The organism is Microbacterium sp. XT11 (genome assembly GCF_001513675.1).
In the GTDB taxonomy this organism is placed as follows: domain Bacteria; phylum Actinomycetota; class Actinomycetes; order Actinomycetales; family Microbacteriaceae; genus Microbacterium.
The window spans coordinates 746,384-760,665 of sequence record NZ_CP013859.1 but is presented as its reverse complement, the minus strand read 5'-3'; the positions used below and the strand labels follow the sequence as shown (position 1 = coordinate 760,665).

The 14,282-nt window shown below is 70.6% G+C and carries 18 protein-coding genes; 9 read left to right on the top strand and 9 right to left on the bottom strand.

Going from position 1 to position 14,282, the window contains the following annotated elements; genetic code table 11:
• Positions 1 to 19: 19 nt before the first annotated feature.
• Entirely contained in the window at positions 20 to 247 is a 228-nt protein-coding gene (locus tag AB663_RS03690) for an RNA-binding S4 domain-containing protein (protein WP_067195946.1), read from the bottom strand.
• A gap of 112 nt (positions 248 to 359) precedes the next feature.
• On the opposite strand from AB663_RS03690, the gene AB663_RS03685 reads away from it, so the two are divergent.
• The 6 genes from AB663_RS03685 to AB663_RS03660 are packed head-to-tail and all read left to right on the top strand — an operon-like array spanning position 360 to position 6,045.
• Positions 360 to 1,796, top strand: a complete 1,437-nt coding sequence (locus AB663_RS03685) for an adenosylhomocysteinase (protein ID WP_067195944.1) — start codon at positions 360 to 362, stop codon at positions 1,794 to 1,796.
• A complete protein-coding gene (locus tag AB663_RS03680) occupies positions 1,793 to 3,121 on the top strand; it encodes an amidohydrolase family protein (RefSeq protein WP_067195942.1) in 1,329 nt (442 codons plus the stop codon). The genes AB663_RS03685 and AB663_RS03680 overlap by 4 nt, the downstream gene beginning before the upstream one ends.
• Positions 3,118 to 3,573, top strand: coding sequence for a cupin domain-containing protein (locus AB663_RS03675; protein WP_067195940.1), 456 nt, complete (start codon positions 3,118 to 3,120; stop codon positions 3,571 to 3,573). The genes AB663_RS03680 and AB663_RS03675 overlap by 4 nt, the downstream gene beginning before the upstream one ends.
• Before the next feature lie 2 nt (positions 3,574 to 3,575).
• Entirely contained in the window at positions 3,576 to 4,427 is an 852-nt protein-coding gene (locus AB663_RS03670; protein ID WP_067195938.1) for an ABC transporter substrate-binding protein, read from the top strand.
• A complete protein-coding gene (locus tag AB663_RS03665; RefSeq protein ID WP_067195936.1) occupies positions 4,424 to 5,290 on the top strand; it encodes an amino acid ABC transporter permease in 867 nt (288 codons plus the stop codon). The genes AB663_RS03670 and AB663_RS03665 overlap by 4 nt, the downstream gene beginning before the upstream one ends.
• Positions 5,287 to 6,045 carry an amino acid ABC transporter ATP-binding protein gene (locus tag AB663_RS03660; RefSeq protein ID WP_067195934.1) on the top strand — a complete coding sequence of 253 codons (759 nt, stop codon included), beginning with the start codon at positions 5,287 to 5,289 and terminating at the stop codon, positions 6,043 to 6,045. Before AB663_RS03665 ends, AB663_RS03660 begins: the two co-directional genes overlap by 4 nt.
• Positions 6,046 to 6,047: 2 nt before the next feature.
• Here the strand turns inward: AB663_RS03660 and pnuC are convergent, their stop codons facing one another.
• From pnuC to AB663_RS03640, 4 genes are read right to left on the bottom strand one after another with little or no spacing between them, the layout of a single operon-like run.
• The gene (pnuC, locus tag AB663_RS03655) at positions 6,048 to 6,758 is read right to left on the bottom strand and encodes a nicotinamide riboside transporter PnuC (RefSeq protein ID WP_067195932.1); all 711 of its coding nucleotides are present in this window, start codon (positions 6,756 to 6,758) and stop codon (positions 6,048 to 6,050) included.
• Complete coding sequence (locus tag AB663_RS03650; protein ID WP_269465169.1) at positions 6,755 to 7,345, bottom strand: GNAT family N-acetyltransferase; 591 nt, start codon at positions 7,343 to 7,345, stop codon at positions 6,755 to 6,757. Before AB663_RS03650 ends, pnuC begins: the two co-directional genes overlap by 4 nt.
• A 22-nt stretch (positions 7,346 to 7,367) precedes the next feature.
• Positions 7,368 to 8,123, bottom strand: coding sequence for an SDR family oxidoreductase (locus AB663_RS03645; protein ID WP_067195928.1), 756 nt, complete (start codon positions 8,121 to 8,123; stop codon positions 7,368 to 7,370).
• Between the two features lie 19 nt (positions 8,124 to 8,142).
• Positions 8,143 to 9,057: a DUF808 domain-containing protein gene (locus AB663_RS03640; protein ID WP_067195926.1), complete on the bottom strand. Its 915-nt coding sequence runs from the start codon at positions 9,055 to 9,057 to the stop codon at positions 8,143 to 8,145.
• Positions 9,058 to 9,211: 154 nt separating this feature from the next.
• On the opposite strand from AB663_RS03640, the gene msrB reads away from it, so the two are divergent.
• Together msrB and msrA are read left to right on the top strand one after the other, a co-directional pair.
• Positions 9,212 to 9,724, top strand: coding sequence for a peptide-methionine (R)-S-oxide reductase MsrB (msrB, locus tag AB663_RS03635; protein ID WP_067202108.1), 513 nt, complete (start codon positions 9,212 to 9,214; stop codon positions 9,722 to 9,724).
• Entirely contained in the window at positions 9,721 to 10,260 is a 540-nt protein-coding gene (gene msrA / locus AB663_RS03630; protein ID WP_067195924.1) for a peptide-methionine (S)-S-oxide reductase MsrA, read from the top strand. The genes msrB and msrA overlap by 4 nt, the downstream gene beginning before the upstream one ends.
• A gap of 135 nt (positions 10,261 to 10,395) precedes the next feature.
• Here msrA and AB663_RS03625 read toward each other — a convergent pair whose 3' ends face one another.
• From AB663_RS03625 to AB663_RS03610, 4 genes are all read right to left on the bottom strand, one after another.
• Positions 10,396 to 11,205, bottom strand: coding sequence for an alpha/beta fold hydrolase (locus tag AB663_RS03625; RefSeq protein ID WP_067195922.1), 810 nt, complete (start codon positions 11,203 to 11,205; stop codon positions 10,396 to 10,398).
• A gap of 113 nt (positions 11,206 to 11,318) precedes the next feature.
• Positions 11,319 to 12,770: a catalase gene (locus tag AB663_RS03620; RefSeq protein ID WP_067195920.1), complete on the bottom strand. Its 1,452-nt coding sequence runs from the start codon at positions 12,768 to 12,770 to the stop codon at positions 11,319 to 11,321.
• A gap of 70 nt (positions 12,771 to 12,840) precedes the next feature.
• Positions 12,841 to 13,263 carry a Fur family transcriptional regulator gene (locus AB663_RS03615; protein WP_067195918.1) on the bottom strand — a complete coding sequence of 141 codons (423 nt, stop codon included), beginning with the start codon at positions 13,261 to 13,263 and terminating at the stop codon, positions 12,841 to 12,843.
• A gap of 68 nt (positions 13,264 to 13,331) precedes the next feature.
• Positions 13,332 to 13,700, bottom strand: coding sequence for a VOC family protein (locus AB663_RS03610; protein ID WP_067195916.1), 369 nt, complete (start codon positions 13,698 to 13,700; stop codon positions 13,332 to 13,334).
• Positions 13,701 to 13,763: 63 nt separating this feature from the next.
• Here AB663_RS03610 and AB663_RS03605 point away from each other — a divergent pair, with 63 nt between their 5' ends.
• The gene (locus AB663_RS03605) at positions 13,764 to 14,219 is read left to right on the top strand and encodes a MarR family winged helix-turn-helix transcriptional regulator (RefSeq protein ID WP_067195914.1); all 456 of its coding nucleotides are present in this window, start codon (positions 13,764 to 13,766) and stop codon (positions 14,217 to 14,219) included.
• Positions 14,220 to 14,282 lie beyond the last annotated feature (63 nt).

The window sequence follows — 14,282 nt, the reverse complement described above, 5'->3', positions numbered from 1 at the left end:
TCGTTGCAGCGAGGAGCCGTCAGGGGCGGACGCGCACCGTGCGCCCCTGGAACGTCACCAGGTCGCCGTCGTGCAGCTGCCGTCCGCGGCGCCGCTCCTCCTCGCCGTTCACCTGCACGAAGCCGTCGATGATGACCTCCTTCGCGTCTCCGCCGGAGTCGAGGAGCCCCGCGAACTTCAGGAACTGCCCAAGGCGGATGACGTCGCCGCCGATGGAGATCTCGTCGATGGGGTCGGGCTTCGGCATGAGGCACATCGTAGCCCGGAGCGCGAGGGCCCGGCCCGCCGGCATCCGTCGCCGCGTCATACGGCGCCTCGCCGCGACGGCGGACGCGCTGCCGCGCACTACGCTTTTACGGGTGACCGACCCGCGCACTCTCGCCGAGCGTCTCGTGCGCCGCTCCCCCCGCCGCACCAACCTTCTCGTCGCCGGTCGCACCGTCGCCGTCGAGGGGTCGGATGCCGTCTCGGCGGAGCTGCGCAGCCTGCTGCGCGCACTCGGCGCCCACCTCTCCGACGCCGACGCCCGCGCCGACGGTGCCGTGACCTTCGTGCCGGCCGACGACAGCATCCTGCTCGGCCGGACCCCGCTCGCAGACACCGTCACGGCGGACGAGCGCGTCGACCGCGCCGGCGCGCACATGCCGGTCTCAGCAGGCATCGCCCGCCGTCTGTCGCGCGACGGGGTCGTGCGCGGCATCCGCATCGGCATCGCCATGGTGCTCGAGCCGAAGACCGCACAGCTCGCCCTGCTGCTGCGGGATGCCGGTGCCGTGGTGTCGGTGTACGCCCACCCCGACGAGATCGACCTCGACGTGGCCGAGGCCCTGCGGGCGCGCGGCATGCCCGTGACCGGCGACCCGTCGCTCTCCGGCGCTGCCGAACGCGACGCCGCGGCGGCCTTCCTGCGGCAGGGGCTCGATCTGCTGCTCGACGACGGCTCGCACCTCATCCGCCTCGCCCACGAGGAGGGGATCACCCCGGGCCTGCGCGGCGCGGCCGAGGAGACCACGAGCGGACTCACGCCGCTGCGGCTCATGGCGGCACGCGGAGAGCTCGCCGTGCCGGTGATCGCCGTCAACGACGCGCCCATGAAGACCTCCTTCGACAACCGGTACGGCACCGGTCAGTCGTGCGTCTTCGCGATCGCCGACGTGCTCGACGGCATCGAGCGCACCGTGCGCGACCAGCCGGCCGTGGTGATCGGCTACGGCCCGGTGGGCGAGGGCGTGGCTGCGCACCTGCGTGCCATGGGCGCCGAGGTCGCGGTCGCCGAGACCGACCCGGTCCGTGCGCTCCGCGCGGCGCATGACGGCTTCCGCATCGGACCGCTCCGCGACCTCGCTCCCGGCGCGCTGGTCGTCTCGGCCACCGGCGCTCCACACACGGTCGGCGCCGACGTGTTGGCGTCCGCGGCCGTGGTCGCCGTCGCGGGCGGGGTGCCGCGAGAGGTCGACGTCGACCCCGCGGTGCTGCGCCCGGTCGCGCCACATCTCGACCGTGTCGGCGACGGTGCGCTCCTCGTCGCACGGGGCGGATGCGTGAACCTCGCGGCTGCCGAGGGCAACCCGATCGAGATCATGGACCTCTCCTTCGCGGTGCAGCTCGGCGCCGTCGAACAGCTCCTCACCGCCGAGCTCCCGCCGGGCTTGCATCCCTTCCCCGCCGAGGCCGACCGCGCCATCGCCCACGCCGCGCTCGCCGCGCGACGGGAGCGCATCGACCAGCCCAGCACGGCCCAGCGCGAGGCTCTCGACGACTGGCGCTCGCCGCGGTACCGCGGAGCATCCGCATGATCACCGTCTACTCCGCAGGGCTCGTGCTCCCGATCACGGCACCCCCGATCGCCGACGGAGCCGTGGCCGTGCGCGACGGCCGGATCATGCACGTGGGTGAACGGGCCTGGGTGCTGCGCTCGCTGTCGGAGCGCGGCATGCGACACCGTGAGGTGCACTGGCCGGGCGTGCTCACCCCTGGACTCGTCAACGCGCATACCCATCTGCAGTACACCGGCATGGCCCCGGTGGGTCAGGGCCGGTACGACGGCTTCGACGACTGGGTACGCGCCTTCGACCCGGTGTACGAGGCAGGCCGCGACTGGGGAGCGGATGCCGCGGCCGGAGCCGAGCTCGTGCTGCAGAGCGGCACGACGGCCGTCGCGGACGTCGTGACCGATGCCGTCGCAGCATCCGCCCTGCACGACGCGCGCCTGCACGGCATCACCTACTGGGAGGTCATGAGCTGGACCAACGCCGAGTGGGCGCGCACCGGCCGCAGTCAGGTCGAACGCGCGCTCGACGCCCTGCCGACACCCCCTGGCACGGGGCTGTCGCCGCACGCGCCGTACTCGCTCGAGGTCGAACCGCTCCTGGAGATCCCCGACATCGTCCGTGAGCGCGGCGGACGCATCCACATCCATCTCGGCGAGGCCGCCTTCGAGCGCGAGCTCGCGCACGAGCATCCGCAGGCCTGGCACACCGCAGGACTGGGCAGCTTCCAGGAGCTGCGCGCGGCGGGCTTCGGCACCAGCGCGACGGAGTTCGTCGACCAGCTCGGGGTGCTCGGTCCCGACTGCCACATCGCCCACGGCGTGTACATGAGCGCGCGGGACCGCGCCATCCTGCGTGAGCGCCGAACGACCGTCGCGCTGTGCCCGCGGTCGAACGCCGTGATCGGGCTCGAGGAGCCGCCCATCGCCGCGTACCTGCGCGAGGGCAGCCCCATCGCCGTCGGCACGGACTCGCTGTCGTCGAGCCCATCGCTCGACGTGCTCGCCGACGTCGGAGAGCTCGCCCGCATCGCACGTGCGCAGGGGTACACCGACCGCGACCTGCACGCGCGGCTGCTGGGCGCGGCGACCATCGGCGGCGCGCACGCGATGGGCATCGACGTCGGGCCGGACCGCACCGGCTATCTCGCCGTGGGGGCCCTGGCCGACCTCGCGCTGTTCGACGTATCGGCCGGCCCGGACGCCGTCGCCGAGCTCGTCGAAGCGGGCGCGGGGCGGGCGGCAGCCACCATCGTCTCCGGCGAGGTGCGCTACGTCGGCCCGGGGGTCGAGCTCGACACCGACGCGGCAGCGCACCACGCCGGCCGCAGTCAGGAAGGACACCTCGCATGACCGCACGCCCCGCCACCGCCGACCGGCTGGACCTGGCGCCGCACCCCGAGGGAGGCTGGTTCCGCCGCACCTGGACGAGCCCGGTCGCCGTCGACACCCCGAACGGCCAGCGCCCGGCGGGCACCTGCATCCACTACCTGCTCCAGCCGCACGAGCGGAGCGAGTGGCACGTCGTCACGAGCGACGAGCTGTGGCTGTGGCACGGTCCTGGGCGCCTGGAGCTGAGCCTCGGCGGCGACGGAGAGCAGCCCGGCGCGTCCACGACCATCGTGCTCGGACCGGCGGATGCCGCGCAGGCGCTCGTGCCGGCGGGCGTGTGGCAGGCGGCACGTCCGCTCGACGACGCGGAGGTTCTCGTGTCGTGCTTCGTTTCCCCAGGTTTCGACTTCGCCGATTGGCGTCTGGCCGAGTCCCCTACTGTTAAGCCGAACCCGAACACTCTGCAGGAGTAACCGTGCCCGTCTTCCGCACCCTTCGCCACGCGGCCGCCGCCGCCATCGCCGTCGCCGCCGCCGTCTCGCTCGCGGCCTGCGCCTCGACCCCCGCGCCCTCGTCGTCCGGCGGTGCAGACGACGGTCTGCAGACCGTCACGCCCGGCACGCTCACGATCGCCACGGGAGAGCCGAACTACGAGCCCTGGTTCGTCGACGACGACCCCGCGAACGGCAAGGGGTTCGAAGGTGCGGTCGCCAACGCCGTCGCCGAGAAGCTCGGCTTCGACGCCGACCACATCGCCTGGGTGCGCACCGGCTTCGATGCCGCCATCGCGCCCGGTCCCAAGGACTGGGACCTCAACATCCAGCAGTTCTCCGTCACCGACGAGCGCAAGAAGGCCGTCGACTTCTCGTCGCCGTACTACACGACGACGCAGGCCGTCGTGGCACTGAAGGACTCGCCGGCGGCATCCGCCACCAGCATCGACGCGCTGAAGTCCGCCACCGTCGGCGTGGCCGCGGGAACGACCAGCTACACGGTCGCGAAGGAGCAGCTCGGCGAGGCCGCGCTGAGCGTGTTCAACACCGTCGACGACGTGGTGCTCGCGCTCAAGGGCGGTCAGATCGACGCGATGGTCACCGACCTCCCCGGTGCCTTCTACATCACCGGGGCCGTCGTCGACGACTCCGTCGTCACGGGTCAGTTCCCGAGCAGCGACGGCGGCGACCAGTTCGCCTTCGTGCTGCCGAAGGGCTCCGCGCTCACCGGCGCCGTATCGGATGCCGTCGACGCCCTGCGCGAAGACGGCACTCTCGACGAGCTGCAGCAGAAGTGGCTCAGCGACGCGGTCGACGTCCCCGTCCTGCAGTGACCGTTCCCACCGCCGAGACGGCGTGGCAGCCGAGCGAGCTCGAGCTGTCGCGCCGTGCTCTGCGGCGCCGCGCGACGACGCGCTCCGTGCTCGTCGCGTTCGTGAGCAGCGTCGTGCTGCTCACGGTGATCGCGATCGTCGTGGTGAACACCCCGGGGTGGGCGGTCGTGCGGCAGACGTTCTTCGACCCCGAGGTCGCTCTCGCGAGCATCGGCCCCGTCTTCCAGGGGCTGCTCACGAACCTCCTCGTCCTCGCGGTCGCGGTCGTCGGCGTCGCGGTGTTCGGCACGCTGCTCGCCACCGTCCGCTCTCTGCGGGGACCGGTGTTCTTCCCGCTGCGCGCGCTCGCCGCGGCGTACACCGACTTCTTCCGCGGCATCCCCCTGCTGATCGTGCTCTACCTGATCGGCTTCGGCATCCCCGCGCTCATGATCTTCCCGCGCATGCCCCCGGCGTTCTGGGGAACCATCGCGATCATCGTCACCTATTCGGCGTACGTGGCCGAGGTGCTGCGCGCCGGCATGGAGGCTGTGCACCCGTCGCAGCGCGTCGCCGCGCGCTCGCTCGGACTGAGCCATGCGCAGACCCTGCGCATCGTCGTGATCCCGCAGGGCGTGCGCAAGGTCGTGCCCGCGCTGATGAACGACTTCGTGTCCATGCAGAAGGACGTCGGCCTCATCTCGGTGCTCGGCGCCGTCGACGCCGTGCGCGCAGCGCAGCTGCAGGTCGCCCACACCTACAACTACACGCCGTACGTCGTGGCCGGACTGTTCTTCATCGTGCTCAGCTGGCCCATGATCCGCCTCACGGATGCCGTGACGGCGCGGCTCAACCGGCGCGAGCAGGCGGGAGGCGTCGTATGACCGCCGCAGACGGCTCAGCCCTCGTGCCGGTCATCGAGGCGCGCGGCGTGCGCAAGCGCTTCGGCGACCACGATGTGCTGCGCGGTCTCGACCTCGCCGTCGCCCCGCACGAGGTGGTGGTGCTGATCGGCGCCTCGGGCTCCGGCAAATCGACGCTGCTGAAGACCATGAACCTCATCGAGCGCGTCGACGACGGGCAGATCTTCCTCAGCGGAGACGACATCACCGATCCGCGCGTCGACGCCGACAGGGTGCGGTCGCGCATCGGCGTCGTGTTCCAGCACTTCAATCTGTTCCCGCATCTCACCGTGCTCGACAACGTCACGCTCGCCGCCCGCAAGGTGCATCGCCGGCCGGTGGCGGAGGCGCGCGCCCGCGGGCTCGAGCTGTTGGAGTCGCTGGGTCTCGGCGCGAAGGCGGGGGAGTACCCCGACCGGCTCTCCGGAGGACAGCAGCAGCGCGTGGCCATCGTGCGGGCGATCCTCACCGAGCCCGAGGTGCTGCTGCTCGACGAGATCACGAGCGCACTCGACCCGCAGCTCGTCGGCGAGGTGCTCGACCTCGTGCGCGAGCTGAAGCGGCGCGGCACGACCATCGTCATGGCCACGCACGAGATGTCGTTCGCCCGCGAGGTCGCCGATCGGGTGGTGTTCCTCAAGGAGGGCGTGCTCGTCGAGCAGGGTCCGCCGGAGCAGATCTTCGACGCTCCGCAGCATCCGGCGACCGCCGAGTTCCTCGCCCGGGTGCGCGCCTGACCTCAGGCGTCCTCTGGGCGCTGCACCTGCGGCGGCGGGAGGTGCGTGTCGACGGCGGGCTTCCGCGTCCGGTTGGCCCTGACCCAGACCACGAACCCGGTCGCGGTGAAGGCGCCGTAGAACACGTACATGAGGCCCGTGGCGTAGTACCCGGAACCGAACAGCAGCGGCACGCCGACGACGTCGACCGCGATCCAGATCAACCAGAACTCGGTCCAGCCTCGGGCCATGCCGTAGGTCGCCAGGAGCGAGCCGACGAACGTCCACGCGTCGGCCCAGACCGGCTCCCACGATCCGAGCATCCGGAACACCGGCGTCAGTGCGACCGTGCCGATGACCATGACCAGCACGATGCCGATGCGGGCGCTCCACGGCGCCCACCGCGGAGTCACGTGGCCGCCCTGAGCCGCCGCGTGCCGCCAGCGCACCCACCCGTAGACCGCAACCGAGATGAACATCACCTGCCGCGCGGCCTGCCCGAGCAGGCTGGGCAGCTCGTGATCCGGGTTCAGGATCGACCCGAGGAACACGGTGAGGAGCAGCCCGTTGCCGACGATGCCGACGGGCCACGCCCACACCCTGCGCCGCATGCCGCCGAGGGCGCTCGCGAGTCCGAACGCGTTGCCGACGACCTCGCGGACGAGCAGCGTCTGTCCGCCGGGAAGCACCCAGTGGGCGGTGAAGACCTCGGCGAGCCAGGCGAGGAGGTTCATCCGCGCGCGGGAGCGGGGGAGGGTCCGTCGTAGGCGGCGGCGTCAGGGGCGCGTGGCGTCGGGCGGTCGTCGAGGACGAGCTGCAGGAGGACCAGGTCCAGCCAGCGCCCGAACTTGGCGCCGACCTGCGGCATCCGTCCCGTCTCCACGAAGCCCAGGCGCTGGTGCAGCGCGATCGACCCGGTGTTGCCGCTCTCGACCGCCGCGATCATGACGTGCAGCCCGAGGTCGCGGGCGCGCGAGATCAGCTCGCTCATGAGGGCCGTGCCGAGGCCGCGGCCGCGCTGATCGCCGCGCACGTACACGGAGTGCTCCACCGTGTGCCGGTATCCGTCGTGGGGACGCCACGAGCCGAACGTCGCGTAGCCCAGCACTCCGGTGTCGTCGACCGCGACGATCACGGGGAATCCCTGCCTCACGCGGTCGGCGAGCCACGCGGCCCTGTCGTCCACGTCGACGACGGTCTCGTTCCAGATGGCCGTGGTGTTCTCCACGGCGTCGTTGTAGATCGCTGTGATCGCCTCCAGGTCGACGATCCCGGCATCCCTGATCTGCACTGCGGGCTCCTCTGCGCGTCGGGTGCGCACCGCCGATCGTACCGTCGCCGTGTCACGCGTGCTGGGAGTGATCCTCGCTCGCCAGCCAATCGTCGAAGGTGATCGTGCCCTTCACGGCATCCGGTCCTCCGCGAAGCGCCCCAGAAGCCAGACCCCTTCCATAGGTGCCGGGCAGGCGCACTTCCAGCACGCGTCGGCGGATGCCGTCGGCGGCGAGCTGCCGCCTGGCGAGGTCGGCAAGGATCTCGTCGCGAGGGCCGACGAGGTCGGCCGCTCTCTGCCGGGGGCCCGCCTCGGCGACGCGGATGAGGTGTGCGCCGACCTCGCGGGCCGCGACGGGGCGCACCGGAGCCTTCGGGATCAGCGCGAACGGACCGGGAGTGCTCGCCAGCAGCTGGCCGGCGAACTCGTGGAACTGCGCCGCGCGGGCGATGGTGAAGGGCACGGGGCCGTCGGCGACCGCTCGTTCCTGCGCGAGCTTGCCCGCGTAGTACGAGGCGTCGATCCCGTCGATGCCGACGATCGACAGGGCGACGTGGTGACCGACGCCCGCCCTGTGCTCCGCGTCCAGAAGGTGACGCGTTCCGGTCGTGAAGAAGTCGCGCGCCTTGGCGGCGGAGAGCGACGTGAGGTTCGTCACGTCGATCACGGCGTCGACGCCGCGCAGCGCCGGGTCGAGGCCCGCGCCGGTGAGCACGTCGACTCCCGACGAGCGTGAGAGCACGAGCACCTCATGCCCGGCATCCTGCCCGGCCCGCACGATGTGCGCGCCCACCGTTCCGGTTCCGCCGGCGATCGCGATCTTCATCGGCATCCTCTCTCGCAGCTCAGTGCGCCGAGGCCGGCGTCTCCTCGCCCTCGTGGAACGACGGCTTCTTGCCCAGCATCCGCCCGATGCCGAGCACGATCCCGACGATGACGAGACCGACGGCGAGTCCGGCGATCGCCGAGAACAGGGTGTCGCCGATCCACACGATCACGGGGCCGAGGCCGTGCAGTGCGTGCTCGATGGCGTGCAGGATGTCGGCGCCGAACGGCACGCCCACCTCGGCGAGGTTGACGAGCACGAGGTGGCCGCCGACCCAGAGCATGGCGACGGTGCCGAGGATGCTGATGAATCGGAACACCGCGGGCATCGACCGCACGATGCGCGTGCCGGTGTGGCGCACCCGCTGCTCCGAGCTCTTGGCCATCTTCAGCCCGATGTCGTCGATCTTCACCAGCAGGGCGACCGCGCCGTAGACGACGCCGGTCATGACGACGGCGATCACGGCGAGGATCGCGAGGGTCGTCCAGATGTCCAGGCCCTTGTCGAGGCTGGCGAGCGAGATGAGCATGATCTCGGTGGAGAGGATGAGGTCGGTGCGCACGGCGCCGAGCACGAGCCGTTTCTCGTCGCGCGCGCTCTCGTCTTCGTGTCCGTGCTGCACGCCGAACCACTCCAGCACCTTCTCGGCGCCTTCGAAGCAGAGGTACGTGCCGCCGACGATGAGCAGGAACGGCAGCACCCACGGCGCGAACGCCGTGAGCAGCAGCGCCACGGGGATGATGATGACGAACTTGTTGGCCAGGGAGCCGAGCGCGATCTTGCCGACCACCGGCAGCTCGCGTGCGGGGGTGATCCCCTGCACGTACTGCGGCGTGACGGCGGCGTCGTCGATCACCACTCCCGCCGCCTTGGCGGAGGCCTTCATCGCGGCGCTCAGGATGTCGTCGACGACGGCAAGCAGTCCCACCGACATGTGCGTCCCCCTCGGTTCGTGGTCTCGGACAGCAAGACTATCGAGTGCGCGGAAACTCACAGCGCGCTCCCAGCCCCGCGGGACCAAAACCGCGCCGGCATCCGTTGACCCTGATGACGCCGCAGCCAGTCGCGTCAGACAAGGAGACATGGACATGTCGCACCACCGCCGCACGACCCCCGAGGGTCTCAGCGCCCTCACCCCGCTGCAGTACGAGGTGACCCAGAACGACGCGACGGAGCCGCCGTTCCGCAACGCCTACTGGGACAACCACGACGACGGCATCTACGTCGACGTCGTCTCGGGCCAGCCGCTGTTCTCGTCGCTCGACAAGTACGACAGCGGCACCGGATGGCCCAGCTTCACCAAGCCGATCGACGCGGGTGCCGTGACCACCCGCACCGACCGCACGCTCTGGATGGAGCGCACCGAGGCACGCTCCACGGGCGCAGACAGCCACCTCGGTCACGTCTTCGACGACGGACCCGCGGATGCCGGCGGCCTGCGCTACTGCATGAATTCCGCGGCCCTCCGCTTCATCCCGGCCGACAGGCTCGAGGAGGAGGGTTACGGTCGATACAGCGGCCTCTTCACGAGCGCATCAGGCGCCACCGCATCCGACTCCACGCCCGACACCGCATCCGACACCCCCGAGGAGCAGTCATGACCGACGACACCGGAACCATCACCCGAACCCCCGGCACCGAGACCGCCGTGCTCGCCGGCGGCTGTTTCTGGGGCATGGAAGACCTCATCCGCCGCCAGCCCGGCGTGCTCGACACCCGCGTCGGCTACACCGGCGGCGAGAACGACCACGCGACCTACCGCAACCACCCCGGCCACGCGGAGGCCGTCGAGATCGTCTTCGACCCCACGAAGACGACGTACCGCGACATCCTCGCGTTCTTCTTCCAGATCCACGACCCCACGACCCTCAACCGCCAGGGCAACGACATCGGCACGAGCTACCGCTCGGCGATCTTCCCGCTCACGCCGGAGCAGGAGCGCGTCGCGCGCGAGACGATCGCGGATGTCGACGCCTCAGGGCTCTGGCCGGGCAAGGCCGTCACGACGATCGAGCCCGCAGGCCCGTTCTGGGAGGCCGAGCCCGAGCACCAGGACTACCTGATCCGCTACCCCAACGGCTACACGTGCCACTTCCCGCGTGCGGGATGGGTGCTGCCGAAGCGGGCGGAGGTCTGATCCGCGGGGCGCGCGTGCTGCGCGCCCCGTACTGAAGGAGTTCACTCGATCCGCAGGAGCGATGACGTCATCGTCTCCTGCGGACCGTGCGAACTCCTGTTCTGCGTGCGGGCTACGCGTCCACGAGGTGCAGGACTACGCCTCGGCGAGGAACGCGAGTGCGGCCTCCTTGAAAGCGCGCGAGCCGGGGGCGTTGAAGTGATTGCGGTCGGGGATCTCGAAGAAGCGGCCGTTCGGTGCGGCGGAGGCGAGTGCGCGTGAGCCCTCGATGATTGCATCCTTCGACCCGGTCGCGAAGAGGATCGGCCGGGTCGGGGCGTCCGCGGGGTCGGGGTCGATCGTGCGGGAGGCGCGCATTCCCTCGGCGAGAGCGATCAGGGCGCGCAGATCGTTGCCGGGCACCCGTTCGGTCAGGGCGATGTAGTTCTGCGTCGTGGGATCGGAGACCGGCGTGCCGTCGTCGAGGTACGCGCGCACCTGGTCGAGATTCAGGCGGGCGAGGGGGATGCCGTCGGGTACCCCGCCCAGCACGGCGCGGCCGATGCGCTGCGGCAGGTCGCGCACGACCTCCCAGCCGACGCGGGCGCCGAGCGAATAGCCGAGATAGAACGCATCGTCGACGAGGTACGTGTCCATGACGGTCTCGACGTCAGCGGCGAGGGTGCGGATGCCGTAGGCGCCCGGTTCGTGCGGCTTCTCGCTGAGGCCGTGGCCTCGCTGGTCGAGTGCGAGCACGCGGTATCCCGCGCGCGTGAGCTCGCGCACCCACCCTGTGAGGACCCAGGTATCCCGGGCGCTGGAGGCGAAGCCGTGCACGACGACCACGACCGGCGCGTCGAGTTCACCCCAGGAGTATGTCGCGAGCCTCGTGCCGTCGGCCGCGTACACGTGCTGGGGCGACGGCATGCTGATCAGATCTGCGAGAGGTACGGCCACGGCATCCATCTTCCTCTTCCCTGAGTCGCCCGGCATCCATCGCCCTCCCCCCGAGCCACGCGGACGCAGGACGGGGGCGGATGCCGCAGCATCCGCCCCCGTGCGATGAGACGGCGCGACCGTCAGACCCGGGCGCGCAGCGCCTCGCCGAGCGCCGCATCCACGTTGGTCCAGTACTGGAAGAACCGCTCGCGGATCGCGTCGACCGTGATGGCCTTGCCCTGACCCGTGAGGGTGTCGAGGAAGCGCGCGCGTGCCGCGTCGTCGAACACCTCGCGGTACAGTGTGCCGGCCTGGCCGAAGTCGTCGTCCTCGGCGTGCAGCGTGGCAGCCGAGCGGATGAGCTCGCCATCGGCCTCCCAGCTCGCCTCCACGCCGGCAGCGGGATCGGCGGTCGGGCCACCAGCGGGACCGAACGAGTTCGGCGTGTACACGCGGTGCTCGGCCGGGTTGAAGCGGTACTGCATCTGTCCCTCGTGCATATAGTTGCGCACCTCGGCCGCGTGCGGCTGGTTGACCGGCAGCTGGTTGTAGTTCGCCCCGATGCGGTAGCGCTGCGCGTCGGCGTATGCGAACACGCGGGCCATGAGCATCTTGTCGGGCGAGATGCCGGTGCCCGGCACCTGGTTGCCGGGCGAGAACGCCGCCTGCTCGATCTCTGCGAAGAAGTTCTGCGGGTTGCGGTTCAAGGTGAACGTGCCGACCTTGATGCGCGGGTAGTCCTTCTTCGACCAGGTCTTGGTGAGGTCGAACGGGTTGAACCGGTAGGTCTTCGCCTCCTCGTACGGCATGATCTGCACGTACACGTCCCACGACGGGAACTCGCCCCGGGCGATCGCCTCGAAGAGGTCGCGGCGGTAGTAGTCGGCATCCGAACCGGCGAGCTGCTCGGCCTCGGCGGCGTCCATGCGCTCCACACCCTGCTTCGACAGGAAGTGGTACTGCACCCAGAAGCGCTCGCCGGATGCGTTCACCCACTGGTAGGTGTGCGAGCCGTAGCCGTTCATGTGCCGCCAGCTGCGAGGCAGGCCCCGGTCGCCCATCACGTAGGTCACCTGGTGCGCGGACTCGGGCGAGAGGGTCCAGAAGTCCCACTGCATGTCGGCATCCCGGAGGCCGGAGTCGCCGAGGCGCTTCTGCGAGTGGATGAAGTCGGGGAACTTCATGGCGTCGCGCAGGAAGAACGTCGGGGTGTTGTTGCCGACGATGTCGAGGTTGCCCTCGGTCGTGTAGAAGCGCAGGGCGAAACCGCGCACATCGCGCCAGGTGTCGGGGGAGCCCTGCTCGCCGGCGACCGACGAGAAGCGCAGCAGCGTCTCGCTCACAGTGCCGGGCTGGAACACCGCGGCGCGGGTGTAGGCCGACACGTCCTCGGTGACCTCGAAGGTCCCGAACGCGCCACCGCCCTTGGCGTGCGGGTTGCGCTCGGGAACGCGCTCGCGGTTGAACGAGGCGAGCTTCTCGACGAGGTAGCGGTCGTGGAGAACGGTGGGGCCGTCGGGCCCGACGGTGAGCGAGTGCGCGTCGCTCGCCACGGGCGTGCCGGTCTGCGTGGTCGTGGACGGGTTGGTCATGGTTCTCCTTCTGCGCGCGGGCACGACGAACACCGCCCCTCCCTCGCGGGCGGGCGCGATCGGCGGATGCTCAGCGCGCGGCGTTCTGGCAGCTGGGGCACAGGCCCCAGAAGGTGACTTCTGCTGTCTGGACGGTGAATCCCCCCGTGATCGAGGGGTCGAGGCACGGCGCCTCGCCGACGACGCAGTCCACGTCGCCGACCGCACCGCAGGAGGTGCAGACGACGTGGTGGTGGTTGTCGCCGATGCGCCGTTCGTAGAGCGCCGCGGAGCCTGCCGGTTCGATCCGGCGGATCAGGCCCGCCGTCGTCAGGTCCGCGAGGATGTTGTGCACCGACTGGATCGACGTGGTCGGGAGCACGGTGGACACCGCGCGGAAGATCCGCTCGGCATCCGTGTGGGCCATGGACTCCAGAGCCTCGAGAACGGCGACGCGGCCCGCAGTCGCACGAAGCCCCGCGTCGCGAAGCGCGGAGTCGAGGTCGGTGTCCATGCCTCGACCCTACACGTTCTTTTTAGTGATTCAAAAGAAGTACCGGAATGCCCGACCGCGGACGCCGGTCAGGCGCGGTCGTGCAACGTCACGTGGTAGCCGTCGGGGTCGGCGAATGTGAAGGTGCGTCCGAACGGACCGTCGAAGGGCGCCGTCACGATGGGATGCCCGTCGGCGACCAGGGCGTCGTGGATCTCCTGGACGCCTGTCGCGTGGAGCCACACGGCGACGCCGATGCCGGGCTGCGGCGCCGAGGCCGGATCAGTGCCGGGAACGATGTCACGGACGGCGAAGGCGATCGGCGCCGTGTCGAAGACGACCGCGTGAGGGGGTCCGGCGGGGGAGCGCACGAGTCCGAGGTAGCGCTCGTAGAACGCCTGTGAGCGTGCGAGGTCGCTGACCTGGAGGGAGATGAAGTCGGGTCCGGTGGCGGGCATGGGGTGGCTCCTTTCATGAATGTCAGGTTTTTGACATGCATGAGCGTATGTCAGAATACTGACATGAGTCAAGAACGGCCTGGCATCGATCTCGACACGTCACTCGGCTACCTGCTGAAGGAGGCGTCGAGCGCGCTGCGCTCCGCCATGGAGGCCGTGCTCCGGCCGCTCGGGCTGAGCATGGCGCAGTACTCCTGCCTCGAGCTGCTCGCGCAGCGCCCGGGGCTCTCCGGCTCCGCTCTCGCCCGCGGCGCGTTCGTGACGAGGCAATCGATGAACGTGCTGCTGCAGGGCTTGGAGCGCGACGGCTCGATCGAGAGGATCGCAGAGGACCGCGTGGGCAGGGCCGTGCCCGTGCAGCTCACCCCGCTCGGGCGGCGGCGGCTCGCGGCGGCGACGGTCGCGGTGCGCGACGTCGAGGCGAGGATGCTGGCGGAGCTCTCACCCGCCGAACAGACCGAGGCGTTCCGGCTGCTGCGGAGCATGGTCCGCTCCCTGACCGCCGTTCCGCAGGCCTGAGGCGGCCGCGCATCCGCGGCCACGGCATCCGCCGTCTCGCCGGCATCTGCCCGGGCGGTGCCG

Bases quoted from the DNA above. Each gene is read 5' to 3' on its own strand.
- AB663_RS03675 (WP_067195940.1), top strand. From the start codon at position 3,118: ATGACCGCACGCCCCGCCACCGCCGACCGGCTGGACCTGGCGCCGCAC.
- msrB (WP_067202108.1), top strand. From the start codon at position 9,212: ATGTCGCACCACCGCCGCACGACCCCCGAGGGTCTCAGCGCCCTCACC.
- AB663_RS03620 (WP_067195920.1), bottom strand. From the start codon at position 12,770: ATGACCAACCCGTCCACGACCACGCAGACCGGCACGCCCGTGGCGAGC.
- AB663_RS03660 (WP_067195934.1), top strand. From the start codon at position 5,287: ATGACCGCCGCAGACGGCTCAGCCCTCGTGCCGGTCATCGAGGCGCGC.
- AB663_RS03640 (WP_067195926.1), bottom strand. From the start codon at position 9,057: ATGTCGGTGGGACTGCTTGCCGTCGTCGACGACATCCTGAGCGCCGCG.
- AB663_RS03690 (WP_067195946.1), bottom strand. From the start codon at position 247: ATGCCGAAGCCCGACCCCATCGACGAGATCTCCATCGGCGGCGACGTC.
- AB663_RS03605 (WP_067195914.1), top strand. From the start codon at position 13,764: ATGAGTCAAGAACGGCCTGGCATCGATCTCGACACGTCACTCGGCTAC.
- AB663_RS03625 (WP_067195922.1), bottom strand. From the start codon at position 11,205: ATGGATGCCGTGGCCGTACCTCTCGCAGATCTGATCAGCATGCCGTCG.
- AB663_RS03680 (WP_067195942.1), top strand. From the start codon at position 1,793: ATGATCACCGTCTACTCCGCAGGGCTCGTGCTCCCGATCACGGCACCC.
- AB663_RS03645 (WP_067195928.1), bottom strand. From the start codon at position 8,123: ATGAAGATCGCGATCGCCGGCGGAACCGGAACGGTGGGCGCGCACATC.
- msrA (WP_067195924.1), top strand. From the start codon at position 9,721: ATGACCGACGACACCGGAACCATCACCCGAACCCCCGGCACCGAGACC.
- pnuC (WP_067195932.1), bottom strand. From the start codon at position 6,758: ATGAACCTCCTCGCCTGGCTCGCCGAGGTCTTCACCGCCCACTGGGTG.
- AB663_RS03610 (WP_067195916.1), bottom strand. From the start codon at position 13,700: ATGCCCGCCACCGGACCCGACTTCATCTCCCTCCAGGTCAGCGACCTC.
- AB663_RS03615 (WP_067195918.1), bottom strand. From the start codon at position 13,263: ATGGACACCGACCTCGACTCCGCGCTTCGCGACGCGGGGCTTCGTGCG.